Genomic DNA, 24,117 nt, shown 5'->3' on the forward strand with positions numbered 1-24,117 from the left:
CCTCGTTTTTTCAAACTAGTAAAATCCACTTTTATAGTTCTATTGTTATTTACAAAAGGTTAGCAATGACTGCATAAAAATAGTTTATGGGTTTCTTTGCGCACTTTTTTATCCAAATTAATTTACACAAAAAATGAAAAAGAATAATACTACTGATACAGAACAAGAATCCCTTTATTCAAATTTAGACAAAATGAGTACTCAGGAACTACTTCTAAATATCAATAAAGAAGATATGAAAGTAGCTGCTATAATTGAAAAACAAATTCCAAATATTGAAAAACTGGTAGACAGTATCGTATCTAAAATGAAACTGGGAGGCCGTTTATTTTATATTGGAGCCGGCACTTCTGGGAGAATTGGAATTCTTGATGCTTCAGAATGTCCCCCTACTTTTGGAGTTCCCGATAATTGGATTATTGGTATCATAGCCGGAGGTGATTCCGCCATTAGGAAAGCCGTAGAAAATGCTGAAGATGATGTTCATCAAGCTTGGAGAGATTTATCGGCATATGCCATTTCAGGTTTAGATGTAGTTATAGGAATTGCTGCTTCAGGAAATACACCCTATGTCATCGGTGGTTTAAACAAAGCCCGTGAAAATAATATTATCACCGGAAGCATTTCTTGCAATAGTGAAAGTCTGATTTCAAAAGAAGCTGATTATCCTATTGAATTAATTGTAGGACCAGAATTCCTCACTGGAAGTACAAGGATGAAAGCAGGTACCTCGCAAAAATTAGTGCTAAACATGATCTCTACCTCAGTTATGATTAAACTAGGACGAATTTATGGGAATAAAATGATCGATATGCAATTATCCAATAATAAATTGGTACAAAGAGGTATAGAAATGATTGTTGAAGAACTCCAAATAGATGAAAAATCAGCTTCTAAATTGTTAGAAAAACATAAAAGCGTAAGAGCAGTATTACTCAATCAAAATAAAAATCTTGATATTTAACGCTCCGTTATTCAAAAATACAAACTCCTAAAGATTATAAAATGACACCAAATGCAATCCTGATCCTTATAATTGTTTATTTTGGTATATTGTTCTATATATCACATAGAGTCAGCAAGAAAGATGATAGTAATGAAGCATTTTTCAAAGCTAATAAAAATTCAAAATGGTATCTAGTAGCTTTTGGGATGGTAGGTACTGCTCTATCAGGAGTCACATTTATTTCAGTTCCAGGAGAAGTTGGTGCTCCAAGTGGAGAACAATTCAAATACTTTCAATTTATACTAGGGAATGCTATAGGATTTGTTATTATTACTAAACTGCTATTACCCATATATTATAGGATGAATTTAACATCTATATATGGCTATATAGAAAAGAGAATGGGTTTCTATAGCTACAAGACTGCAGCTACTATTTTTTTAGTTAGTAGAACTATTAGCTCCGCATTTAGACTTTATCTAGTAGTTATAGTACTGCAGCGTTATGTTTTCGATTTCTATAAAATCCCTTTCTTCTTGACAGTACTAATATCATTGCTTTTAATATTTTCTTACACCTACAGAGGTGGTCTTAAAACAATAATAATTACTGATACTTTACAAACTTTTTTCCTGGTAACTTCTGTTATTCTGACTATTTATTTCATTTGCGACAGTCTCGATTTAAATGCGATTGGTGCATTCAATGAAGTAAAAAACAGTAACTACTCGAAAGTGTTTTTCTTTGACGATTTTATGACTAGTAAATTTCACTTTGTGAAACAAATTATAGGAGGCATGTTTGTTACGATTGCAATGGTTGGTCTTGACCAAGATTTGATGCAAAAAAATCTAAGTTGTAAAAATATTGGCGAAGCTCAAAAAAACATGTTCACATTTACCGGAATCTTTGTTGTTATCAATATTTTCTTTCTTAGTGTTGGTGCACTTCTCTATATTTATGCAAATAAGAATGGAATCACCGCTCCTCTTGATCTTATTACAAATAAACCCAGAACTGATTTATTATTTCCTGAAATTGCATTAAATCATCTATCAATAATGCCTGCTATTGTATTTTTATTAGGGATTATTGCAGCTACTTTCGCAACAACTGATTCAGCATTGACAGCACTTACTACCTCTTTTTGTGTAGATTTCCTTAATATGGATAAAACAGAAAATCTTAATAAAAAAAACATGGTGAAAACTAGATATTTTGTACACATTAGCTTTTCTGTATTAGTGTTTATTGTAATTCTAATTTTCAACTCTATTAATGACAGTTCTGTGGTCGGAATGATATTCAAGGTTGCTTCCTATACTTATGGCCCTTTGTTGGGGTTATATTCTTTTGGTATATTTAAAAAATCAAAAAAAGTAAATGACAAACTAGTCCCTATAATCTGTCTATTATCACCAGCACTGACTTATTTTATTAGCGAAAATTCTAAAACACTCCTGTTTGGGTACGTATTTGATAATGAGTTAATCATACTAAATGGACTACTTACGTTTATAGGACTATACCTAGTAAGTAAAACTTCTAATGAAGAATTACATTTTTAAAATCATCTGCAAAAAGAAAATAGTCCTTTAAAATTTAATTATTTGTGAATATGAATGTAAATATAGAATTACTTTATAAAATCGCTCAAAAACCTGCTCGCAGGATAATCGGACTAATGTCAGGTACATCCTTGGACGGCCTAGACGTAGCTTTATGCGAAATTTTAGATTCAGGCCAAAACACACAAGTCAAACTAGTAGAGTTTGATACCGTTGAGTATACACAAGAAATAAAAACAGAAATTCTAAAAGTTTTTGCAAAACAAAATATTGATTTCCACAGTCTGGTTTTATTAAACGAATGGATAGGTATCTTGCATGCCAACATGGTATTAAAGTGCTTGGAAAAATGGGAAATTAAAAGTAATGAAGTTGATCTAATTGCTTCGCATGGACAAACAGTATTACACCTACCAAAAATTTTACATCAACAAGAAAAATTTCCAAACGCTACTTTACAAATTGGTGATGGAGATCACATTGCTATAAAAACAGGGATTATAACGCTTTCTGATTTCAGACAAAAACACCTTGCCGCCGGCGGCGAAGGTGCCCCTCTAGCAGTTTACGGTGATTATTTAATTTTTGGTAAAAAAGGAGAAAATCGTATAATGCTCAACATCGGAGGTATCGCAAATTTTACCTATTTGCCAATGGATCTAAATCCGGAAGAAGTTTTTGTTACTGACACAGGAACCGGCAACACTTTAATTGATGCCTTTACCAGATTCTATTTTCCAGATAAAGCCTACGACAAAGATGCTAAAATTGCTTTCCAAGGTATTGTGAATTCCTCACTTTTACAGATTCTTAAATCCAATCCATTCTTCGAAAAACCGTTTCCAAAAACTACAGGGCCAGAACTTTTCAGCATAGAATATGTTATAAAAGCACAGAAAGAATCCAATACTGAAAACATTTCAATTCCAGATTTATTGGCAACATTAACACGATTCAGTGCAGAAACAATAGCCGAATCAATTCTTTACGCTATAAAAAACACAAAATATAACACAGACAGTTTTACAATTTACATGTCTGGAGGAGGAACACACAATCCTTTATTGGTGTCTTGGTTAAAAGAATTACTAACCTGTAAATTTTTAAAAACAGATATCTTAGGCATTCCAGGTGATGCAAAAGAGGCAATCTTGTTTGCTATTTTAGCAAATGAAACAGTTTCGGGAGGAAACTCAAATTTTGGATCACGTGAAGGTATTCCTGCGGTTTCGATGGGAAAAATTTCCTTTCCTAATTAAAAATAAGAACCTGATAAAAAATCACGTCTCCTTTTTAAAAAAATTAAAAAATGACAAAAGAACGTATAATTTCACTGGATATATTGCGAGGATTTACCATTATGATGATGGTTTTGGTAAATAATCCTGGTAATTGGGGAAATATTTTCGCTCCTCTGGAACATGCCAACTGGCATGGTTGTACTCCAACTGATTTAGTTTTCCCTTTCTTTATTTTCATTTTAGGAGCAGCAATTCCTCTTGCGATTCTGTCCAAAGTATTGAATCAACAAAGCTTTTTAAAAATACTAACACGATCCTTGCGAATTATTTCACTTGGACTTTTTTTAGGATTTTATGGTAAAATAGAAATACTTGATTTAGATGGCTATCCCCTGCTAATGTCAAAATTGATTATTACGGGAATTGTAGCCTATGCATTGCTTGGAAATTTCAAACCAAAAATAAAATTGTCCTTAGTTTTGACCTTATTTTTTATTTTTATTTTTCTTGCTTTTAGTGGTATAACCGAATATAGCGATGTCCGTTTGCCTGGAGTTTTACAACGAATTGGTATCGTCTATTTCTTTACTTCACTGGTTTATCTAAAAACGGAAATCAAAGGGCAAATAATTATTGTTCTACTGTTATTAATCGGATATTGGGCCAGCATGACATTAATACCAGTACCTAATTTTGGACCTGCAAATTTAGATAAAGGCACGAATTTAGCGGCTTGGATAGACAATTTATTGTTAAAAAATCATCTCTGGTCGTTTTCTAAAACCTGGGACCCAGAAGGTATTCTTAGTACAATTCCTGCTATTGCAAACGGCATTATTGGTTTGTTAGTCGGACAACTATTAAATAGCAGTTTGACTAAAAAAGAGAAAGCCATAAAAATGTTTGGTTCAGGCCTAGCTTTGGTTATTGTAGGTTTAATTTGGAATGATTTTTTTCCATTAAATAAATCATTGTGGACAAGTTCTTTTGTGCTTTATACAGCTGGTTTTGCTACATTATTTTTAGCTATTCTTTATTATATAATCGATATCAAAGGCTACAAAAACTGGACAACACCTGTATTAGTTTGGGGTGTAAACCCAATGATTGTTTTCTTTCTTTCGGGAATATTGCCTCGGGTCTTATCGTCTATAAAAGTTCCTAATCCAGAGTATGCTATTAGAAATCTAAACGAAATTCCGGAACAAATAGGATTACAAGACTACTTAAATAGATTTTGTATTCTGCCTTATTTTGATGATCCAAAACTTGCTTCTCTAATATGGGCTTTGCTTAATATCCTTTTTTGGTCTTTTGTTTTATGGTTTTTTTATAAAAAGAAACTTTTTTTTAAAGTCTGATCTAAAATAGCCACAACTCATTACCCCAAAGTAGCGGACTTTAAGATTTGGGAAAGAAATTACAACAGGAAAACTACTTTTATTTTAAATTAAAAATTAATTAGTAATCCGCCCTCATTTTTTACTTTCTTTTTTGAATCAGAATTAAAACGACCTAACGGTATTAAATATAACGGCATTAATAAAAATAATGAAACTCCTTTAAAACATGAATATAAAAAACAGACCTTGGTATTGGATTCCGCTTCTAAACTTTGCATCGGGACTGCCATATGCAATTATTATTTCAGTATCAGTAATCATGTACAAAAGCCTGGGTGTTAATAATGAAAATATCGGATTTTATACCAGTCTCCTATATTTACCCTGGGTAATTAAACCATTATGGAGCCCCTTTATTGATCTTTATTCGACCAAGAGAAAGTGGTTTTTGGCCATGCAATTTATAATATCCATTTCATTTTTAATAGTAGGATTGACCATCCCTATGAATCATTTTTTTGTAATAAGTTTATCCATATTTTGGGTCGCCGCTTTTGCATCTGCTTCGAATGATGTGGCCAGTGACGGTTTTTATATGTTGGCTTTAGCCAAAGAAGAACAATCTTTTTTTCTGGGAATCAGAAGCACTTTCTACAGACTTTCCATGCTCACCGGAAATGGATTAATTGTATTTATAGCTGGTTTTCTCGAACAAGAATATGGCGACAAACAGAAAGCATGGTCTTACACAATGATTATTATCGGTTTAATAATGTCCATAATTACCCTTTACAACTATTTTTCTACTCCAAAAGTTGAAGTGAAAAACACCAAAATAGCAGCAACTCCTTTAGTCAGTTTTGGAACTGTTTTTTTTAGCTTTTTCCAAAAAAAGCAAATTGGAATTGTTTTGGCATTTATCTTATTCTTTCGATTGGGTGAATCTCAATTATTAAAAATGTTAACACCCTTTCTTCTTGACGAAAAAGGACTTGGCGGTATGGGTTTAACAACCCAGCAAATCGGAATAGTTTACGGCACTGTTGGCCTAATTTCATTGACAATTGGCGGCATCATAGGCGGAATAGCTATTTCCCGTGATGGACTTGGTAAATGGATGTTGCCCATGATTTTATCCATGCATTTGCCTATAATTGGGTTTATACTACTAGCTCATTTTCATCCGACATCGATTTACTTTATATACATTACGGTAATTGCGGAACAATTTGGTTACGGCTTTGGTTTTGCAGCTTTTATGATGTATTTAATTTATGTGGCCGAAGGGGAATCAAAAACCTCCCACTACTCAATTGCAACTGGTTTTATGGCTTTAGGAATGATGCTTCCGGGAATGCTGAGCGGTTTTATCCAAGAATATTTAGGATATGCCAATTTCTTTATTTGGGTATTTCTGGCAACAATACCAGGATTAATCCTCTCGCGCTTTCTAATATTTCCAAAATACTTTGGAAAGAAAACAGGATAATTTAAAAAAAAGTAATTGTTGAAAGGGATTTAGTTCAAAGAGACAAAGTTAAAAACCGACTCTTAAAGATTAAATTTTAAACAAATACGAAAAGCATTTCCGTTGATTTTCTAAAAAATTTATATTCTGTATTTATCTGCATTTTCGCGTTAGCGAATCTTTTTTATTCATCTACAATTAAGTAAATTAAATTTCTAAATTAAAAAGCGCTATTATGACATTAAAACAAAAAATAGGACAATTCTTTTTTCCTGCGGTTTTTATAAACGACACTGAAGAAAATATTCAAGCAACCGAACGCTTAATCAAGGAGCAAAATATAGGCGGACTTACTTTTTTTCATAGTAGAGATAGTGCCGCCACCAACTATGAGGCCAAAAAGAAAATTGTTTTAAACGATGACAGTTACCAGCGTTTGAAAGATCTTATTGTTCGCTATCAAAAATCTGCTACTACTCCACTTCTAATGAGCATTGATGCCGAATGGGGATTGGCCATGCGAGTCGAAAAAACACCTCAATATCCCTTTGCCATTACCCTTGGTGCTTTAAATCAAGGTGATCATCATTTGGTTTATGAAGTAGGAAAACAAATTGGGTTAGACCTGAAATCAGCGGGAATTCATTACAATCTAGCACCTTTGGCTGACATCAACAACAATCCAAATAATCCGGTAATTGGGTATCGTTCCTTTGGTGAAAACAAAGAAAAAGTAGCTCTTTTTGCCTTGGAATATTTAAGAGGAATGAATGAAGTAGATGTTTTAGGTTGTCTGAAACACTTTCCCGGACACGGCAATACAAATGTCGATTCTCATTTGGGATTACCTGTTTTGGAAGAAAATTTGGCACAATTGTTAGAAAATGAATTGGTTCCATTTATAAAAGGAATCGAAAATAAAGTGGATTCTATCATGATCGGACATTTAGCAGTTCCGGCACTGAATGAAGGGAAAAATATATCGGCAACGGTATCAAACTCCATCATTGAAACCCTTTTGCGAAAGCAATTAGGCTATGATGGCTTGATTATTTCGGATGCTTTGAATATGCACAGTGTTTCCAAATTGTATTCCAAAAAAGGACAACTCGAATGGGAAGCTTTTAATGCTGGAAACGATGTCCTCTGTTTTGCAGAAAATATTGCAGAAGGAATTCAGGAAATTCTCGAAAAAGCAAGCCCGGAAAGGATTGAAGCCAGTTATAATCGTTTAATGAAATGTAAGCAAAAGGCTGGGATCTTGGATAGTAAAACTCCAGTTTCAATTTCTTTAGATTTCGAAAAAGCATCTCAATTGAACCGGAAAATTGCAGAAAATTGTCTTACCAAAATCAAAGGGAACAATAATACAGAAGCTGTTTTTAAAGCTAAAAATAAGAATAAATTAGCCAAACTAAGTTTGTTTAAAACCACTGATAACGCCTTTTTCAGAGCCCTGAATCATTCGCTCTCTTCTCCCGAATTTTGTATTGAAATAGAAGATGAAAATGCTATTAAAGATGTAGAAAAAAATCTAGCAGATTACGAAACGATTCTTATTTCATTATTTGTACCAAAAGCTAAACCGACAAATACTTTTGATATAGAAAAATCTGTACTAGCTTTTTTAAAAAATTTATTAAGCAATAAAAAGTGCATTTTATATGTTTTTGGAAATCCGTATGTCTTACAAGTTATTCCAAACTTAGAATCCGCTTTTGGAGTTGTACAGGTATATCAAGACTTTAATGAATTTCAAGAAAGTGCTGCAACGCAATTATTGAACAATTTAACCTGTAAAGGTTCTATTCCTGTGCATCTTAACATAATATAAAACGTTTTCAACCCGATACTCCATATACCTTTGATTTGCTACTAATTTGTAATTAATACCTTGGAATTATAAGGTACTATAATATTTCGTGCTAGTATCCCTTTATAGCCTGCAAGTAATACAAAATACTTGCAGGCCTTTCTAGCAATCTCCAACACTAGCGCAATCAAAGGAAACTATTCCACTCCAAAAGTATATCTTTCCAAAAAAAGCAATCAAGCGGTCTCTCTTCGGTCGTTCTCTTTGTTCCGTTCGGCAGCTTCAGTCAGTCAACCTTACCTTTTCATAAGAACACTTTTTGGAAATAAACAATTCAGTATTTCAGTTCATTAGTTAGGTTTCCCTCCATTCCGCAGACACTTCACAGCACTAAAAAACCAGCAGCTTGAAAACCAGCAGCTGTTTTTTTGCACTGTTTCGTTCCTCATCTTCACACGTTCACTTCCTGCGTTCGGCAGGGCTAGTACATCCACAATACCGCTTCATTTCGTTACACTCCGCAGGCTCCGTTTCACTGCATTCCAGCAGTATCATGTCTGTCGCCCTTTATTTTTTCAGCGGTTGCGCTCTTCGCACAGCCATCGGGGTTGGCGCCGTTCCGTGAAAAACGTCACTTTGCCCTAAATCAAGGAACGCCTGCGGCTATCTTCTATTTTTTCCCCGCCGTTTCACGCTCTTTTTCCTTCATTTTACGTCTCGTTCCTCACCAGCTGCAATTCTCGGCTTCAGGTGGCTGTTCGATTGCCGCAACCCCGCCACTGCGCTCCTCATACATTGCGCTACAATTACGCTATCGCTTCATTTTAGCTCCATTCCTTGCGGTGCTTGGGGGTGTTTGATTGCCGTTTTCATAATAACGTCCCCAGAAAAACCTCAACAAGACGTTCCTGCAATTTATTGAAAAGAAAAAGAAAAAAATCCAGCAAACATAGCCTCCATTCCTCACTTTCAGTCGGTCGTTCCTCCCTCCATTTTCGTTCGTCATTGCTGCTGTTTTAGTGCTTTCTTTTTTTCTCTTTTTTCTTTTCAAAAAATTAAAGTCGAATATTTAAAACCAACACGCCATGCCAAATTTCATCATTAAAACACATCAAAAAAATTCAATTTACAAAGCAAACCAAATCTTCATACTCAACAAAGAGATGAATAGCGGAAATGGAGCGTAGCAAAATTCACCAATACCAAAAAAACAATAACAACGCATTGGTAAAACCACAAAAAGAACCTTTCACCAATAGTTTTGTAATACTATTTCAAAATGAAGAAGATACCGAAACAGTGTATTGGTTGGCTTATAGTTTATGGAAAGCAAGATTCTGGCACCAATCGTTAGTAGGGTCCGTAATTCCATTTTTACGAATTGACGATTTTAAAAAAGATTTTAACTCAAAAGTAAATGAAATGTTGCAGGAACATGAGCTGCATAAAAAACAAATTCAGGCGTTGGGGTTATTGGAACAAAAAGAGGATCAATTCCAGAAGAATATTGTACTCATAAATGAAATGAGACGGGTTATATTGTTGAGGTATTGTAAATAAAAAAAAAGCAACTATTAAATTGCGATACTATTGGAAAATAACCTTAAAAAAATTACTTTTGATACTATCAAATGATAGCATCAATGAAACCTCCTTACGACATAACGCCGAATATTTTAAAACTGATACGTTCTATTTCCGAAAAGATTGGAGAAGTAAACGCTACCTACCTCAGCAAACAATCTCCTCAACTTCGAAAGCAGAACAGAATTAAAACCATTCATTCGTCGCTTCAAATTGAAGGAAACACTTTGACAGAAGAACAGATTACTGCATTAATCGAAAACAAAAGGGTAATCGGTCCTGAAAAAGATGTAATAGAAGTTATAAACGCAATTAAAGTTTACGAAAAATTAAAAGACTATAGCTATTCCTCAGACAAAAGTTTCTTAAAAGCACATCAGGAATTAATGAAAGGATTAATCGACAGCGCGGGAAAATATAGAAAACAGGCTGTTGGAATTGTGAAAGGAACTAAAGTAGAACATATTGCTCCACCGCATGACAATGTTCCTTATTTAATAAAGGACTTGTTTGAATATCTCAAAGATTCCGAGGAACTGACTTTAATAAAAAGCTGCGTTTTTCATTATGAAATGGAATTCATCCATCCCTTTTTAGATGGTAATGGCAGAATGGGCCGATTATGGCAAACCTTAATTTTAAGATCTGAATATCCGGTCTTTGAATTCCTCCCATTTGAAACATTAATTAGCCAATCACAAAACGAGTACTATAATGCATTAGCGCTTAGTGATAAGGTCGGAAAATCTACTGTATTTATTGAATACATGCTTGGAGTGATTGACGAGTCTTTAAAAAGTCTACTCAATTACAACAATCGAATTTTACGGGATATTGACAGATTAGATCATTTTATTACTCTTGGACTCAAAGAATTCACAAGAAAAGAGTACATGAATATCTTTAAAGATATATCATCCGCAACGGCAAGTAGAGACTTAAAAAAAGGGGTCGTACTGAATCTGTTTGAAATTTCAGGAACTCTGAACAAAACAAAATACCTGATAAAATAATTATTGTCAATAATAACCAATGTAACATTATCTAAGCATAAAAAAAGCCTGATCTCACGACCAGACTTTCTAATATATTCGGGAAAAGGTTACCAAGCCAAACCCGAATTATTTCTTTTTAAATTTTGTTAATCCTGCTAAAAGGAGCGTAATAATAAAACTGATTATCGCTCCAACCACCGCTAAGATAATCGTTTTTAGAATATCTTCAGAAACAATATTTGGCATGACACTTAATAAAGTTCCAGATGCGGTTCCGATTGATAAAGTGTTATTTGATTCCATCTCGCGGTAAATTTTGATTGTTTTTTTTCATCCGATTGGTGATGGCCTGCTCTGAGTTGGCCGTATCGTCAACCGTAATTTGACTAATTACTGAAATGATTCCTCCCGCTAGGGCTGCATACCCGGCAATACTCACAACGGCTACTGGTAAAACGACCGGTGCTGCAATGATACTGCCACTAATAGCCAATAATGCCATTCCAATATTTCTCAAAATCTTAAAAAACTTTGGGGTTGGTGCTTTTGCACGTTCAACTATATTCATAATTTCTTTACTTTTTTACCTTGTCATCCTCAGCGGTTTCAAAGGATTAGATTGGATTTTTATTTTCACTTCTTCATTATAGGTCATAACTTTATAAACTATAGCCTTTAATTTTTCTATCGCTTTTCGCGATGAACTTCCCTTCCCTATTCCGGTGTGTTGTGTTACAGGTGCGATACAGCCCAACAATTCCATTTTAGCGTCGTTGGCGGGATGGATTAATATAAAATCTCTTCCCGGAACATTTTTTAACTGCAAGTGCCATTGGAACTTGGGGCTAAACCGTCTCTGCAAAACATATTCTCCTTCAGGAATACAAGAAATACGCCTTTGGTTTTTCAACCAGGGCAACTCGATGGTATAACAAACTATGGTGCCGTTCCATTCTAGAATTCCTTGCGTTCCCTCTGGAAAATACGTCCTTTTTAACACTAAAACCATCTTACAGACCGCTCACTTGAACCAAAGCCAATGGATTGAAAGAGCCATTTTTCAGCGGATACATTCTACCGTTTACCTCTTGAAAAAATTCAAGACCTAAAGCCAAAAATAAGGGTTTCGTACTGTCCGGAGTAACCGGATTGACATGATTAATAGCCACAGTTTCATTACTGTCCCACGGCAAAATGTCCGTTTGAGAAGTTGTAATTACAAAAGTTTCTGCTTCAAAATCGATTTCGGCACCTCCGGAGATGATTTTGAAATGAGTAGTTCCACTTGCAGCCGCAATCATGTTCGCAGGAACAAACGGCAACAAATCAACCATAATATCACCCGTAGCACGGTCAATTGTCCCCACAAAAGGAGCAAATAAAGAAGTGCCTAGTTTTCCTCTGATGTTGAATTCGAAACCTGCAAGCAATTCTGCTTCGCCATCAATCACGTTACGCAATCCACGCTCACTTACCAGATCCGCTTGAATGACTTTTATCATAGATTGAGTCAATCGGCTGACCATTCTGCCATCAGCAGAATTGATAAGTAACGTTCGTAATGCCGTTCTCAAAGTTTTCCCGGCCTTCCCAGCTCGTCCAAATTCGGAACCGTTTTCCCGTGTTCTCTGGAATGCAGGATCACTCGCGATTCTGCTTGCGTCGATGCCGCCTTTTTCTCTGGCCAAATGCCCGTCTTGAGTTTTGTAAAAAGTAATATCCCCGATAGTACCTTTCAACTTAATTATGCCTTTCTGTCTTGCCATAATTTCTAAAATTTAAAATTAATTTTTCCTTTAAAATTCCTTCAATCCTCATCCTGTTGCAACACTTTCGATTGATTATAAAACAAATTTTAAGCTATTAAATCAGATAAAAAAGACGCTGCTGTTCCATATGTCATAAAGTGACATCAATGGCAGAAATTGACCTAAATGTCAGTTGTCATTGAAAATCAACAATCAATTACAACTATATGCTTTTGCATATAAATATAAATAATTAATCAAAACTATATGCTTTTACATATAATTTAATACATTTGTTTAAAATCGTTGCAAAAGCATATAATCATGACATCGCATGAGCGAAAACGAATGCCTCGAAAGTCAATTATAGTATGATCTATTAAAAAATACGTTTCCGGATATGAAAACAATAGCAGATTTTGTGAAAGAGAAAAGAAATGAGGTCAACCTCACACAGGAAGCTCTAGCGGAACGTGCCGGAGTAGCCCTTACCGTGATACGAAAAATAGAACAAGGAAAGGAAAACCTGAATCTCGAAAAAGTAAACCAGGTACTTAAAATGTTCGGACATACATTAGCTCCAGTAAATACCCGAGATTTATCCAATAGTGAAGATTAGATTCTATGAGAAAAGCAGCTATCTATTATAAAGAGTTTCTGTCAGGAATACTCACAGAAACAGATGATGGGGATTATAACTTTCAATACGAAGAAAAGTATGTTGCAGAACATCCCAAAGAAAGTATCACTTTGAACATGCCTGTAAGAGTAAAACCATACACGGAAAAACGGTTATTCCCATTTTTTGAAGGTCTGATACCCGAAGGATGGTTACTGGATATCGCCGCCAAAAACTGGAAAATCAATCCTAACGATCGCATGGGACTCCTTTTGGCTTGTTGCCAAAATTGTATCGGAGCAGTAAGTGTTCAACCAATTCCAACTGAAGATGTCTAAGAAATGTTTATATTGTTACCAATCATTAAACGATAAAAGCGTTGGTGATTTCCATGAGCGGTGCAGCTTAGAATTTTTCGGTACCAAACAACAGCCGGCATTCGATCATTCGCTAAAGCAAATGGTAGAATTAGCAAAAAATGTGGTGGAGCGCAGTGTGGCAGTGCCCGGAGTACAACCCAAGTTGTCCTTGTCTATTGTAAACGATACGATACAGGACGGAAGCAAAGGACGCCTTACCGTTATTGGAGCCTTGGGCGGAAATTATATTTTCAAACCACCATCCGAACAATTTCCTGAAATGCCCGAAAATGAGCATGTAACAATGCGTATTGCGGAAGCTTTCGGAATCAATACCGTAAAATCTAGCTTAATAAGATTACAGTCTGGAGAACTATCCTATATCACCAAACGCATCGACAGAACAGAAACTGGAGAAAAAATTCACATGTTGGACATGTTCCAAATCACAGAAGCTTTTGACAAGTACAAAAGCTCGATGGAAAAAATAGGCAAAGCCTTAGATGAATTTTCAGACAACACCTTGCTCGACAAAGTGTACTTTCTCGAACTGGGTATTTTCAGTTTCCTGACCGGTAATAATGATATGCACTTGAAAAACTTTTCGATGATTCATTTCGGCGAAACTTGGACATTGGCACCAGCCTATGATTTATTGAATGTGGCCATCGTTAATCCAGACGACACTGAAGAGTTGGCCCTGACCTTGGATGGGAAAAAGAAAAAACTAAAATGGGAGCACTTCAAAAAACTGGGTATTAACCTTGGATTAAATGAAAAACAAATACAAGGAATGGCAAAGCGATTCCAAAAAAATAAACCCCTCGCCATCCAATGGATAAATAATTCATTCCTGTCGGATGAATTCAAAGAAAAATACAAAACGCTATTAGAAGACAGATACCAAAGATTATTTGAGACTGATTAAGCAAACACTTTTTTTCATAAATTTAGGCTTCACTAAAGTTTGACAAGTAGTACTTTAGAGTAAATCAAAGCCCAATTAAAGCCATAGATAGTTTATGAAAACCCAAAACAAGAGATTGTGTATCTACCCGAAAGACATACAACGCATAACCGGGAAGAGTTATCGTCAAAGCATTAGACTACTTCAAAAAATAAGAAAGGAGCTCAATAAGCTCCAAAATGAGTTTGTGTCAATCGAGGAATTTTGTCAATACACTAGCCTAAAAATTGAACAGGTCGAACCACTAATAGTGGGATGAGAAACGTTTTGATCCGTTCTTATTTTAAAGGAGCATGTTTAATAAATTATAGATTACCCATTCATAAATTGAACACCAGCCTATGCTATTATCAAATCAAATTTCATGTAGATTACCTATTCAATAATTGAACAACTATATGGCCATACTTTTCAAAAATTAAATAGCTACCTATTTAAAAAATGAACAAGTAGCTGTTCATTTTTTGATAATTTATCATCAATTATAGCCTTAAAAAGCTTATATTTGACTAGTTAGAATTTAGAATAATTTGCTCAAAATAGAGAGGTGTCAGTTGAGGTGTCACTTAAAACAAAAAGCTTTGTAAAGCTTTGTTTTACGCCATTTTTTAAAAACAAACAAATCCCTCTTTCTCCGCAGGAAAATTACCCTAACCCTTGTAAACAAAGGCGTTAAGGTTTTTTATTTCCCTAATATCCCCATGATTTTCTCTTTTTACTTTTTATCAACTTTTAAATATAAATGGAATCACATAAATTGTCTGTAAAAGAATCCTTATCGATTTACTTTCAATCACGGATCAATTGAAAAGGCTTTTCAATGAAAACATTAAATATGCGACTCTCATAAATTTCCTTACCGAAAAAGATTACTATAAAGATGACGATATCCCGTTACCAAGTTTAAAAGAGATTGAATCTAAAACTGGATTAAAAACAAATCAGCTTAGAAATCAGCTTCTAAGTATCTATAAAGAATTATTTGAATATGATTAAAATAAAACATTAAAATTTAATAATAAAGAATATTTCTCCTTTCTTAATTTTAATAACTCTTATAATCTCTTTTATATTTTAACCCATAAATACAAAAAAATCTAGGAAGACATGAAAAATCAAATAATTGGTATGACAAGTTCATGTATGCTTTTGGCCCTACTGGAAGTACATACCATAAAGCATATAAAGAGCGAAATGGCAGAAGCGTAAGCACTGTTACAACCAAAATTTATAGGCTGTATCTCTTAGTCATTTTAGAAAAAAGAAATAAAACTAAATTTGACGCAATAGTTTAGTACAAAAAAAAATAGCATCTAAAATTACTTAGATGCTATTTTTTATGCGCTGAAGAAAAATCGTTTTTATTTAAGCGATTTCATATCAATTACAAATCTGTATTTAACATCATTGCTTGTAACACGATCATAAGCGGTATTAATATCTTGCATATTGATAAGCTCAATGTCGCTCGTAATATTATGTTCGCCACAGAAATCTAACATCTCTTGTGTTTCTTTTATACCTCCAATCAAAGAACCGGCAATACGCTTACGTCCCCCAATGATATTTCCTCCATGAAATGGCTTTAACGGTTCTACTGCACCAACTAAAACCATTGTTGAATCAATTTTAAGTAATCCTAAATATGGATCCATTTCATGACCTACAGGAATGGTATTTAAAATAAAATCGAAACTGTTTTGGTGTTTTTTCATGTCGTCCTCATCTTTTGAAATTAAAACTTCATGAGCACCTAAACGTTGAGCATCTTTTCCTTTTTCTGGAGATGTTGTTATCATAACCACATGTGCACCTAATGCGTTGGCAAATTTAACGCCCATGTGACCTAATCCTCCTAAACCTACTACTCCTACTTTATCTCCTTTTTTTACGTTCCAATGACGTAATGGTGACCATGTAGTAACTCCAGCACATAATAGCGGAGCAGTTGCTGCCTCGTCTAAATTTTCTGGAATGCGCAGTACAAATTTTTCATCAACAACTACTGACGTTGAATAACCTCCGTAAGTTTGTTTGCCTTCAAGATGTTTATCCGGACTGTTATACGTAAATGTTGCTCCATTTTCGCAAAATTGTTCTAAATCTTTCTCACAAGCAGAACAGGTCTGGCAAGAGTCTACCAAACAACCTACTCCTACTAAATCACCTACTTTATGGCTAGTAACACCTTTTCCTACCTCTACTACTCGACCAATTATTTCATGTCCAGGTACTACAGGATAGGTTGATCCATTCCACTCGTTTCTTGCTGTATGTATATCACTATGACAAACACCGCTATAAGTGATGTCAATTTTTACGTCATCTGTTCCTACAGCTCTTCTTTCAATATCTAAAGGTTTTAAATCTTCTGTTGGTGCTGTTGAACCATATGCTTTTACTATTGTAGTCGCCATTATTATGTTGTTTTTAAAGTTACTATTAATTCGATTTGTGTGTTACTATTTATTTAGAAGCTTCTGGATAATCTGTATACCCTTCTGCTCCTCCTGCGTAGAACGTACTTTGATCCCACTCTGCTAAATCTAAGTTGTTTTCAAAACGCTCTACTAAATCTGGATTAGATATGTATGGCTTACCGTAAGCTACTAAATCTGCATACCCTTCTTCAATTACTTTATTCCCTTTCTCTTGATCAAATTCTGAGTTGATCATCAATGTTCCATTATACAAAGGACGGAAATGTTTAGCTATTTGCGTCACAGCAAATAGTATTTCTGAAACATCTGTAAAAGGTTCAGAAAGATGCACGTAAGCTAAATTATAATCGTTCAATTTTTTAATGATGTATTCAAATGTTGGGATAGTTTCTTCATCCATAGTGGTCCCGAATGGACCGTTTAATGATGGATTAAAACGAGCTCCAATTTTTTCCTGCGGAATAACTTCTTTGATCGCGTCTAGAACTTCAAAAAATATACGGGCTTTGTTTTCAATGCTTCCACCATATTCATCCGTTCTGTGGTTAGACGTTCCGTTAAAGAATTGCTGAAACAAATAGCCATTAGAGGAATGTATTTCTACTCCATCAAAACCAGCTTTTACTGCATTTGCAGCTGAATTTTTAAAATCTTGTACCGTAGTTTTAATATCTTCAATGGTCATTTCCCTAGGCGTAACAGTCTCTTTAAATCCTTCTGGAGTAAATGACTTATCGTTAGGATTTATAGCTGATGCGGATAATGGTAATGCTCCATTATGAAAATCAGGATGAGACATACGGCCTACGTGCCACAATTGAATAAAGATTTTACCTCCTTTGTCATGTACGCGTTTGGTCACTTTTTTCCAACCTTCTACTTGCTCCTCTGTGTAGATACCAGCTGTATTAATGTAACCTACAGCATCACGAGAGACTTGTGATCCTTCTGTAATAATTAAACCTGCTGATGCACGTTGCTCGTAATACAAACCATGTAGCTCATCAGTTGGAACGTTGCCTTCATTATCTGCTCTACCACGTGTCATAGGCGCCATGACAACTCTGTTATTGAGATTAATATTTTTGTTATATGGCGTTAATAAAGGTTGTTTACTCATGTTGTTTTTTATAAATTATTAATTTGTGTAAATCTACGATACCGCAGCGCTAATATCATTGACCTATATCAATTATAATAGATTTAACTGTTTTCCTGACGCTACTTAAGTTTTCTGGAATGACTCTTAAATAGGGAATACCGCTTCCCGTTTAAAACGAACAGGTCGTTACAGGACAAAGGGCAATTTTTTTGAAAGTGTTTTTTAATCCAGTTGCTCAAGTGCATAAAACAAACGATTTTGTGACCCTTCTTGAGAGCCAAATATGGAGCGAGATAAAATTCCTTCTTTTGTAATTAAAAGCCATTGCGGAGTTCCTTCTGAATCAAATTGGTCATAAACCAAATGCCCTTCATCCAGAAAAATAGGAAAAGGAAGTTCCTCTATTGTAAAAATGCTCTTAATATCATTTTCGGTAACTTTTGCAGTACTGAAGTTGCTGTGAATACCCACTACTTGCACCCCTACATTTTCTTTCTGTAATTGGTATGCCAAAGGAATCGCGCGTCCTGTACACCCCAAACATTGGTTGTTATAAATTATGGCCAAAATAGGTTTCCCCTGGTACTCTTTTATAAGATCGATTTGGTTGCCATTAAAATCCTGAACCAGAATTGAATCAACAGCTGTGTTTTCTTTATTCATTTATTGCTGTTTTGATTTAAACTTACTATTGCAAAATTGATGAAACTAAGTTGCCTCTTGGGCGTAATTATTTTTTTCTGATAATTTATAGTCCTTTCAAGTAATTTTCGATAAAAAAGTGTTCCGTCAAGAAGAAAAATTTTAGTAAAAACGATTTTTCCATTGTTTTAAATAATTATTACCTGCCGGTAACAAAGTTATGATTTAATAGCTTCTATCAAAAGATTTTCTTTAAGTCTCATCACTTTCTTTTTCTGTAACTTATATTAAAAATGGTTCCAAGGTTTTTACACTTTGGAACCATTAATTATTTTTCTGGCAAAATTGAAATGTTTAAAAATTACATCCAAGTAATAATATCTTCTGTATTTCTTCTTGATTTAGGATTCGCTGGCTCTGCTTTTCTGTAACCAAAAGCAACCATAAATGACAAACCGTATTTGTCTGTATCTACACTAAACTTTTCTTTCAATAAAGCTTCTGCTTTTTGTTGATGAAAACCTTCAATGGGGCAACTATCAATACCTACTAAAGCGGCTGATGTCATCATATTTCCTAAAGCAATGTAGGTTTGTTTTGATGACCAATCAAATAATTTTTTATCTGTGTCTAAATCAAAGTCACTCTCTTGAAATTCTCTGTAGAATTTAGTATACATTTCTATGGTCTCTGCTGGCCATTGCTTGACGTCTTTCATCATCGACATGACATAATCAGAATCGTGTTTCACCATTGGCGCTTTCATAGACAAACCCAATACAAAATGGCTTGCAGTATCTAATTTTGCCGGTGCTCCCCAAGCTACTGGTTTGATCAATTCACGCAACGCTTTGTCTTGTACAACAATAAAATGCCAAGGTTCGAAACCAAAAGAACTTGGAGATAAATGAGCGGTTTCTAAAATAAATTCCATGTTTTCATCTGAAATAATTTTAGTAGTGTCAAACTCTTTAGTGGCATGTCTAAATTGAAATGCATTGATAACGTCTTCTTTTGCTATATTAGGTATGCTCATATTCTGTTTTATAAATTTTTAATATCTACAAATGTACAATACTACAGCAGAAACCTCCTTGACCTATATCAAGAAAGACAGATTTAATATTTCTACGTTCCTCCATTGGCGCTCGTTTGTAACGAACGTCTACTAACCTCATAAAAACAGATCAAGCATTTTCAACGCAGCTCACTAAACAGAGCCCATTCGAGTGTAACTATATTCCCTTCTTTTGCCAATTAATGATTTTCTCATTGGTACTCCTTGCGAATATAAAGGAAGTTTTATTCCTATTTATAGAAAAACAATAAAAGGCTACTATTTAAACATGGAAATATTTTTAAGTCTTTAGAAGCCCGCAGAAATCTATTCTACGTTTTCAAAAAAGGAATGGCGAATGACTAAATCAGAAAACGAAATATAGCCTGATTTTATAGGTTTAAAAAACAACTTGACGGCCGTCTTAAAGAAAAAAAGTCTCCTGATGTTGGTAAAAAGATAAAGATCCCTATTTTAGCTTTTTTTATTATTTGCTAATAGATTTAATTAAAGGGCTTTAAAATAGGTACAAATAGAGAAGTGAACTCCGTCAAAAAAGACGACCAAACCGAGTCAGATATTAGCAATAACATGGAAAATTAGCTATTTCTAAAAGGCTTTATGCAATTATTTCACATTCTGCAATTCATTTAAATGTACCAACTAAAATAAGTTAATCAAACAATTATTCCTCCTTTAGAATCAAAATACAAACCTTCTTGAAAGAAAAACGCAAACAATTAGAATTATTTTTAAAGAGCTCGAGCTTTGACCGAGGAATCCGTATTGGTTTTGGGATTGCTGTACCCCTTGCAGTGCTGTATCTTTTAGGGTACTTTGAATATGCTCTAGCTGTTGCTATAGGTGCTTTTTTAAATGCGCCAGGCGACATTCCGGGCAGCACCAAACGTAAAGTCAATGCCATTTTAGTCAGTATTGGATTAACAATGGTTATTACAGCTACAATCCTATTTTCAAAACCTTTCCTACCCCTTTTATTGGTAGCAATTACAATTATTACGTTTGCTGTCTCGCTGCTTTCTGTTTATGGGTTTAGAGCGTCGTTAGTGTCTTTTTCTGGCTTGTTAGCAATGGTTATAGCAATTGCTATTCAAAAAGAAACGGCACATGATATTTTAGTTCAAGTTGCTTTAATGGGCGTTGGAGGTCTTTGGTATTTAGTTGTATCCTTTATTTTTCATCGACTTTCGCCCGTAAAAGATCAGAATCAGCTCTTGTCAGATACGCTTCTGCTTATTGGTGAATACCTAAAAATACGAGCAAAATTATTAACAAAGAAAACCAAGCGTGACGAATACCTTAAACAAAGCTTAGTCCTGCAACATCAAATCAACGAAAAGCAGGAAACCCTCCGAGAAACACTGCTTACCTCACGTAAACGTTCTGGACGTTCGCATTATGAAGAAAAGCAACTATTAATCTTACTCTCTTCTATTAATATTTTCGAATTGATAGAAGCAAAACATTTAGATTATAAAATGATCGATGCCATTTTTGGCGAGCATAAAGAATTTCTAAAAGCTTCCAAGAATCTGAGTACAATCATGGGCAACCACCTCATCCGTTTGTCGGAATTATTGATTCAAAAGAATAAAATACCAAATAAAGATATTCTATTAAGCGCATTGGCAGAAGTCAACGAATCGATCAAAAATTATGTTGATACCGTCAAATTACCTAAAGCGCGCGAAGGTGCTTTAGTATTGAAAAACCTATACGATTACCAAGAGCAACTGCTACAAGAAATCAGAGTTATTAGGCGTGTAATGGCTAATGTCAAAGAGGCTTCTAAAGTATCCTTAAAAAGACAAGATTCGAGTCAGTTTTTAACGCTTCAGGAATACAGACTGAACGTCCTTGTTCAAAATTTCAGTTTGGATTCCACCATGTTTAGACACTCACTGCGCCTTACCATTGCGATAGTATTTGCCTATCTTTTAGGTTTTATTTTTGAAATCCAAAACTCCTATTGGATATTACTGACCGTCATTGTTATTATGCGACCTAGCTACGGACTAACCAAAGAGCGATCAAAAGATCGTATCATTGGCACACTCATTGGTGCGGCTGTTGCTATTGGTATTGTGTTACTTACTCAAAATGTAGTGGTTTATGCGGTATTGGCATTTGTTTCATTGGTATTCGCATTTGCATTAATTCAGCAGAATTATAAGTTTGCCGCCGCATTGATCACCATCAGTATCATATTTGTGTATTCCTTAATCAATCCTGATGCCTTTGAAGTGATTCAGTACCGCGTCATCGACACTATCATTGGAGCCACGATAGCAGTTGTTGCTAATTATATACTTTTACCAAGTTGGGAAGCCAATAATCTAAAACAAGTACTTCTGAACGCTTTAAAAAGAAACAAAGAATATCTTTTAGCAACGCAAGAGTTGTATCAAGATCCTTCTAAACACAAACTATCCTATAGTTTAGCAAGGAAAGAAGCCTTTCTTGCTATCAGTAATTTAAATGCGGCCTTCCAGCGATTTACCCAAGACCCAAAATCGAAACAGAAAGAATTTCAACTAATTTATGAAATTGTGACGCTGAACCAGACAATGGTTTCTGCCATTGCATCCATCGGTAATTTTATCAGTAATCATCAAACCACACCTGCTTCTATAGAATTTGACATACTGATTAAAAAAATTTCCAATACACTACAGTTGTCATTCGATAGTTTTGACAATACTCAAATAAAGAATAAAGTCACTACAGAAACTGCTGAAGATGCAGAGGAAAAGTTATTGGGTAAGTATCAGCAATTATCAGATTTGCGAGATGAAAATATCAGATTAGGCTACACCGAATTAGATACCGAAACGCTTCATGGTCTTCAGGAAGCTTATTTAATTGCCAATCACATGAATTGGTTAAAATCCCTTTCAGAAAACCTACAAAAGGCAACGGAACGTTATCGTTCGGCTATTGTAGAGAACCAATAGCCATTTTATTGGGTTTAAGTCAGTAACTCAATACCTAATTTCAGTATTGTTAAAGCACTCCTCAGGAACTGAATGTGACACTTGCAAACAACCTCCTTTATCTACTTTAGTTGTGTTCATTCCTCATCCTATTTGATAGTTCAAATTGAATCATGATGAAAAAAAAACTTATGCATTAGTAAATAGTTATTTATTATAATAGCTAATTTTGTGCTATTCGGTTTATACTATTCTGGAATTTGAATTTCCTTTTTATCGAATAACAATTGTTTTTCTATATCATAAACCTCTTCATTGCATTTAGTAAGATTGTGTCTTTTGTTTTCTTACAACCCAATTCTTTTTTTAATCAATTTGAAGCTACTGCCAATAAAATAGCTACGTAATGACAAACAGCAGCTGCGAGCACAAAAAAGTGCCAGACAGCATGGTTGTAACGGTATTTCTTCCATAAGTAAAAAACAACACCAATAAGGTAAAGTGCTGCTCCAATTAGAATCATTGTAAGGATATTAGAGGGAATACTTTCAAAAAAAGTACGTCCGCCAACAACCATAATCAAGCCCATTCCTATATAAATTATCGTAGATAAAATGTTCCATTTTCCTATAAAAAAAATCTTATAAATGATTCCTAATGCTGTAAGACCCCACAAAACCGAAAGCAAAGTTATACCAAAAGAATTAGGCATATACATTAGTAAAAACGGAGTGTAAGTACCCGCTATCAAGAAATAAATACTGATATGATCAAGAATTTCAAGTGTGCGTTTTGCCTGAGCATGCTGAATTCCGTGGTAAAGTGTAGAAAAAGTAAAAAGTTGTAAAAAACAAAAGCCATAGATAGCTGCCCCAATAATACCAGAAGTGTTATCACTTTTAATGGCAAATGCAATTAGGATAGGAATACTTACAATACCAAAAATAATTCCAAAACCATGTACGATACTGTTTACGAGTTCTTGCTTGATTTGTATTTTGGAATTTTGAATTTGCATAAAATTGATTTGATAAGGCGCATTATTTTACCCTTTTTTGTAAAATTAATCAAATCTAATCCTAACTTGCTTCTAATGGCTATATAATTTACCGTTTTTATTACTATCTAGTCTACTTCCCCAAAGTGTCCTCCCCTGCTCTGGAATAAATCCTCTGATCAGGTTTATTTCTCCTAGTGACTTAAACTTCCAGCGCTAACCCATTGAACAATTTACATTTCTCAACTCAGATGATTTAAATGCGATTACATT

General features: G+C 34.5%; 22 protein-coding genes. 13 read left to right on the top strand and 9 right to left on the bottom strand.

The window, feature by feature from the left end; translation table 11 throughout:
- The first annotated feature begins 133 nt into the window (after positions 1 to 133).
- The 9 genes from murQ (at position 134) to ACEN2F_RS01530 (ending at position 10,976) form a co-directional block, all read left to right on the top strand.
- Positions 134 to 964 carry an N-acetylmuramic acid 6-phosphate etherase gene (gene murQ / locus ACEN2F_RS01490; protein WP_441735122.1) on the top strand — a complete coding sequence of 277 codons (831 nt, stop codon included), beginning with the start codon at positions 134 to 136 and terminating at the stop codon, positions 962 to 964.
- 41 nt (positions 965 to 1,005) lie between these two features.
- The gene (locus ACEN2F_RS01495) at positions 1,006 to 2,514 is read left to right on the top strand and encodes a sodium:solute symporter (protein WP_441735124.1); all 1,509 of its coding nucleotides are present in this window, start codon (positions 1,006 to 1,008) and stop codon (positions 2,512 to 2,514) included.
- 50 nt (positions 2,515 to 2,564) lie between these two features.
- The gene (locus ACEN2F_RS01500) at positions 2,565 to 3,773 is read left to right on the top strand and encodes an anhydro-N-acetylmuramic acid kinase (RefSeq protein ID WP_441735126.1); all 1,209 of its coding nucleotides are present in this window, start codon (positions 2,565 to 2,567) and stop codon (positions 3,771 to 3,773) included.
- A gap of 50 nt (positions 3,774 to 3,823) precedes the next feature.
- Positions 3,824 to 5,116 carry an acyltransferase family protein gene (locus ACEN2F_RS01505; protein ID WP_441735128.1) on the top strand — a complete coding sequence of 431 codons (1,293 nt, stop codon included), beginning with the start codon at positions 3,824 to 3,826 and terminating at the stop codon, positions 5,114 to 5,116.
- 208 nt (positions 5,117 to 5,324) lie between these two features.
- On the top strand, positions 5,325 to 6,587 hold the full coding sequence (locus tag ACEN2F_RS01510) for an MFS transporter (RefSeq protein ID WP_441735131.1): 1,263 nt from the start codon (positions 5,325 to 5,327) through the stop codon (positions 6,585 to 6,587).
- Positions 6,588 to 6,801: 214 nt separating this feature from the next.
- On the top strand, positions 6,802 to 8,400 hold the full coding sequence (locus ACEN2F_RS01515; RefSeq protein WP_441735134.1) for a glycoside hydrolase family 3 protein: 1,599 nt from the start codon (positions 6,802 to 6,804) through the stop codon (positions 8,398 to 8,400).
- A 1,064-nt stretch (positions 8,401 to 9,464) separates the two neighbouring features.
- Entirely contained in the window at positions 9,465 to 9,566 is a 102-nt protein-coding gene (locus ACEN2F_RS01520; RefSeq protein ID WP_441735137.1) for a DUF6943 family protein, read from the top strand.
- A complete protein-coding gene (locus ACEN2F_RS01525) occupies positions 9,556 to 9,939 on the top strand; it encodes a DUF6943 family protein (protein ID WP_441735140.1) in 384 nt (127 codons plus the stop codon). Before ACEN2F_RS01520 ends, ACEN2F_RS01525 begins: the two co-directional genes overlap by 11 nt.
- An 83-nt stretch (positions 9,940 to 10,022) precedes the next feature.
- The gene (locus ACEN2F_RS01530; protein WP_441735142.1) at positions 10,023 to 10,976 is read left to right on the top strand and encodes a Fic family protein; all 954 of its coding nucleotides are present in this window, start codon (positions 10,023 to 10,025) and stop codon (positions 10,974 to 10,976) included.
- A gap of 108 nt (positions 10,977 to 11,084) precedes the next feature.
- On the opposite strand, the gene ACEN2F_RS01535 is transcribed toward ACEN2F_RS01530, so the two are convergent.
- The 4 genes from ACEN2F_RS01535 to ACEN2F_RS01550 are packed head-to-tail and all read right to left on the bottom strand — an operon-like array spanning position 11,085 to position 12,724.
- Positions 11,085 to 11,261, bottom strand: a complete 177-nt coding sequence (locus ACEN2F_RS01535) for a hypothetical protein (protein WP_441735144.1) — start codon at positions 11,259 to 11,261, stop codon at positions 11,085 to 11,087.
- Positions 11,248 to 11,526: a hypothetical protein gene (locus tag ACEN2F_RS01540; RefSeq protein WP_441735147.1), complete on the bottom strand. Its 279-nt coding sequence runs from the start codon at positions 11,524 to 11,526 to the stop codon at positions 11,248 to 11,250. Before ACEN2F_RS01540 ends, ACEN2F_RS01535 begins: the two co-directional genes overlap by 14 nt.
- A gap of 15 nt (positions 11,527 to 11,541) precedes the next feature.
- Positions 11,542 to 11,967, bottom strand: a complete 426-nt coding sequence (locus ACEN2F_RS01545) for a DUF5675 family protein (protein WP_441735149.1) — start codon at positions 11,965 to 11,967, stop codon at positions 11,542 to 11,544.
- 1 nt (position 11,968) lies between these two features.
- Positions 11,969 to 12,724, bottom strand: a complete 756-nt coding sequence (locus tag ACEN2F_RS01550) for a hypothetical protein (protein WP_441735151.1) — start codon at positions 12,722 to 12,724, stop codon at positions 11,969 to 11,971.
- Positions 12,725 to 13,106: 382 nt separating this feature from the next.
- Here ACEN2F_RS01550 and ACEN2F_RS01555 point away from each other — a divergent pair, with 382 nt between their 5' ends.
- From ACEN2F_RS01555 to ACEN2F_RS01565, 3 genes are all read left to right on the top strand, one after another.
- The gene (locus ACEN2F_RS01555; protein ID WP_441735153.1) at positions 13,107 to 13,325 is read left to right on the top strand and encodes a type II toxin-antitoxin system Y4mF family antitoxin; all 219 of its coding nucleotides are present in this window, start codon (positions 13,107 to 13,109) and stop codon (positions 13,323 to 13,325) included.
- A 5-nt stretch (positions 13,326 to 13,330) separates the two neighbouring features.
- Positions 13,331 to 13,663 (top strand): HipA N-terminal domain-containing protein, encoded by a 333-nt coding sequence (locus ACEN2F_RS01560; RefSeq protein WP_441735156.1) that lies wholly within the window; start codon positions 13,331 to 13,333, stop codon positions 13,661 to 13,663.
- Positions 13,664 to 13,784: 121 nt separating this feature from the next.
- Positions 13,785 to 14,612, top strand: coding sequence for a HipA domain-containing protein (locus tag ACEN2F_RS01565; protein ID WP_441735158.1), 828 nt, complete (start codon positions 13,785 to 13,787; stop codon positions 14,610 to 14,612).
- A 1,400-nt stretch (positions 14,613 to 16,012) separates the two neighbouring features.
- On the opposite strand, the gene ACEN2F_RS01570 is transcribed toward ACEN2F_RS01565, so the two are convergent.
- The 4 genes from ACEN2F_RS01570 to ACEN2F_RS01585 all read right to left on the bottom strand — a co-directional run bounded on the left by ACEN2F_RS01570 (position 16,013) and on the right by ACEN2F_RS01585 (position 19,872).
- Positions 16,013 to 17,068 carry an NAD(P)-dependent alcohol dehydrogenase gene (locus ACEN2F_RS01570; protein ID WP_441735160.1) on the bottom strand — a complete coding sequence of 352 codons (1,056 nt, stop codon included), beginning with the start codon at positions 17,066 to 17,068 and terminating at the stop codon, positions 16,013 to 16,015.
- Between the two features lie 49 nt (positions 17,069 to 17,117).
- Positions 17,118 to 18,212 (bottom strand): alkene reductase, encoded by a 1,095-nt coding sequence (locus ACEN2F_RS01575; RefSeq protein ID WP_441735162.1) that lies wholly within the window; start codon positions 18,210 to 18,212, stop codon positions 17,118 to 17,120.
- A 204-nt stretch (positions 18,213 to 18,416) separates the two neighbouring features.
- The gene (locus tag ACEN2F_RS01580) at positions 18,417 to 18,857 is read right to left on the bottom strand and encodes a TlpA family protein disulfide reductase (RefSeq protein WP_441735165.1); all 441 of its coding nucleotides are present in this window, start codon (positions 18,855 to 18,857) and stop codon (positions 18,417 to 18,419) included.
- A gap of 340 nt (positions 18,858 to 19,197) precedes the next feature.
- On the bottom strand, positions 19,198 to 19,872 hold the full coding sequence (locus ACEN2F_RS01585) for an NAD(P)H-dependent oxidoreductase (RefSeq protein ID WP_441735168.1): 675 nt from the start codon (positions 19,870 to 19,872) through the stop codon (positions 19,198 to 19,200).
- A gap of 740 nt (positions 19,873 to 20,612) precedes the next feature.
- Here ACEN2F_RS01585 and ACEN2F_RS01590 point away from each other — a divergent pair.
- A complete protein-coding gene (locus tag ACEN2F_RS01590) occupies positions 20,613 to 22,868 on the top strand; it encodes an FUSC family membrane protein (RefSeq protein WP_441735171.1) in 2,256 nt (751 codons plus the stop codon).
- Between the two features lie 349 nt (positions 22,869 to 23,217).
- On the opposite strand, the gene trhA is transcribed toward ACEN2F_RS01590, so the two are convergent.
- Positions 23,218 to 23,865, bottom strand: a complete 648-nt coding sequence (trhA, locus tag ACEN2F_RS01595) for a PAQR family membrane homeostasis protein TrhA (protein WP_441735173.1) — start codon at positions 23,863 to 23,865, stop codon at positions 23,218 to 23,220.
- Positions 23,866 to 24,117 lie beyond the last annotated feature (252 nt).

Source organism: Flavobacterium sp. W20_MBD1_R3, assembly GCF_052119725.1.
GTDB lineage: Bacteria > Bacteroidota > Bacteroidia > Flavobacteriales > Flavobacteriaceae > Flavobacterium.

Bases quoted from the DNA above. Each gene is read 5' to 3' on its own strand.
- murQ (WP_441735122.1), top strand. From the start codon at position 134: ATGAAAAAGAATAATACTACTGATACAGAACAAGAATCCCTTTATTCA.
- ACEN2F_RS01495 (WP_441735124.1), top strand. From the start codon at position 1,006: ATGACACCAAATGCAATCCTGATCCTTATAATTGTTTATTTTGGTATA.
- ACEN2F_RS01500 (WP_441735126.1), top strand. From the start codon at position 2,565: ATGAATGTAAATATAGAATTACTTTATAAAATCGCTCAAAAACCTGCT.
- ACEN2F_RS01505 (WP_441735128.1), top strand. From the start codon at position 3,824: ATGACAAAAGAACGTATAATTTCACTGGATATATTGCGAGGATTTACC.
- ACEN2F_RS01510 (WP_441735131.1), top strand. From the start codon at position 5,325: ATGAATATAAAAAACAGACCTTGGTATTGGATTCCGCTTCTAAACTTT.
- ACEN2F_RS01515 (WP_441735134.1), top strand. From the start codon at position 6,802: ATGACATTAAAACAAAAAATAGGACAATTCTTTTTTCCTGCGGTTTTT.
- ACEN2F_RS01520 (WP_441735137.1), top strand. From the start codon at position 9,465: ATGCCAAATTTCATCATTAAAACACATCAAAAAAATTCAATTTACAAA.
- ACEN2F_RS01525 (WP_441735140.1), top strand. From the start codon at position 9,556: ATGGAGCGTAGCAAAATTCACCAATACCAAAAAAACAATAACAACGCA.
- ACEN2F_RS01530 (WP_441735142.1), top strand. From the start codon at position 10,023: ATGAAACCTCCTTACGACATAACGCCGAATATTTTAAAACTGATACGT.
- ACEN2F_RS01535 (WP_441735144.1), bottom strand. From the start codon at position 11,261: ATGGAATCAAATAACACTTTATCAATCGGAACCGCATCTGGAACTTTA.
- ACEN2F_RS01540 (WP_441735147.1), bottom strand. From the start codon at position 11,526: ATGAATATAGTTGAACGTGCAAAAGCACCAACCCCAAAGTTTTTTAAG.
- ACEN2F_RS01545 (WP_441735149.1), bottom strand. From the start codon at position 11,967: ATGGTTTTAGTGTTAAAAAGGACGTATTTTCCAGAGGGAACGCAAGGA.
- ACEN2F_RS01550 (WP_441735151.1), bottom strand. From the start codon at position 12,724: ATGGCAAGACAGAAAGGCATAATTAAGTTGAAAGGTACTATCGGGGAT.
- ACEN2F_RS01555 (WP_441735153.1), top strand. From the start codon at position 13,107: ATGAAAACAATAGCAGATTTTGTGAAAGAGAAAAGAAATGAGGTCAAC.
- ACEN2F_RS01560 (WP_441735156.1), top strand. From the start codon at position 13,331: ATGAGAAAAGCAGCTATCTATTATAAAGAGTTTCTGTCAGGAATACTC.
- ACEN2F_RS01565 (WP_441735158.1), top strand. From the start codon at position 13,785: ATGGTAGAATTAGCAAAAAATGTGGTGGAGCGCAGTGTGGCAGTGCCC.
- ACEN2F_RS01570 (WP_441735160.1), bottom strand. From the start codon at position 17,068: ATGGCGACTACAATAGTAAAAGCATATGGTTCAACAGCACCAACAGAA.
- ACEN2F_RS01575 (WP_441735162.1), bottom strand. From the start codon at position 18,212: ATGAGTAAACAACCTTTATTAACGCCATATAACAAAAATATTAATCTC.
- ACEN2F_RS01580 (WP_441735165.1), bottom strand. From the start codon at position 18,857: ATGAATAAAGAAAACACAGCTGTTGATTCAATTCTGGTTCAGGATTTT.
- ACEN2F_RS01585 (WP_441735168.1), bottom strand. From the start codon at position 19,872: ATGAGCATACCTAATATAGCAAAAGAAGACGTTATCAATGCATTTCAA.
- trhA (WP_441735173.1), bottom strand. From the start codon at position 23,865: ATGCAAATTCAAAATTCCAAAATACAAATCAAGCAAGAACTCGTAAAC.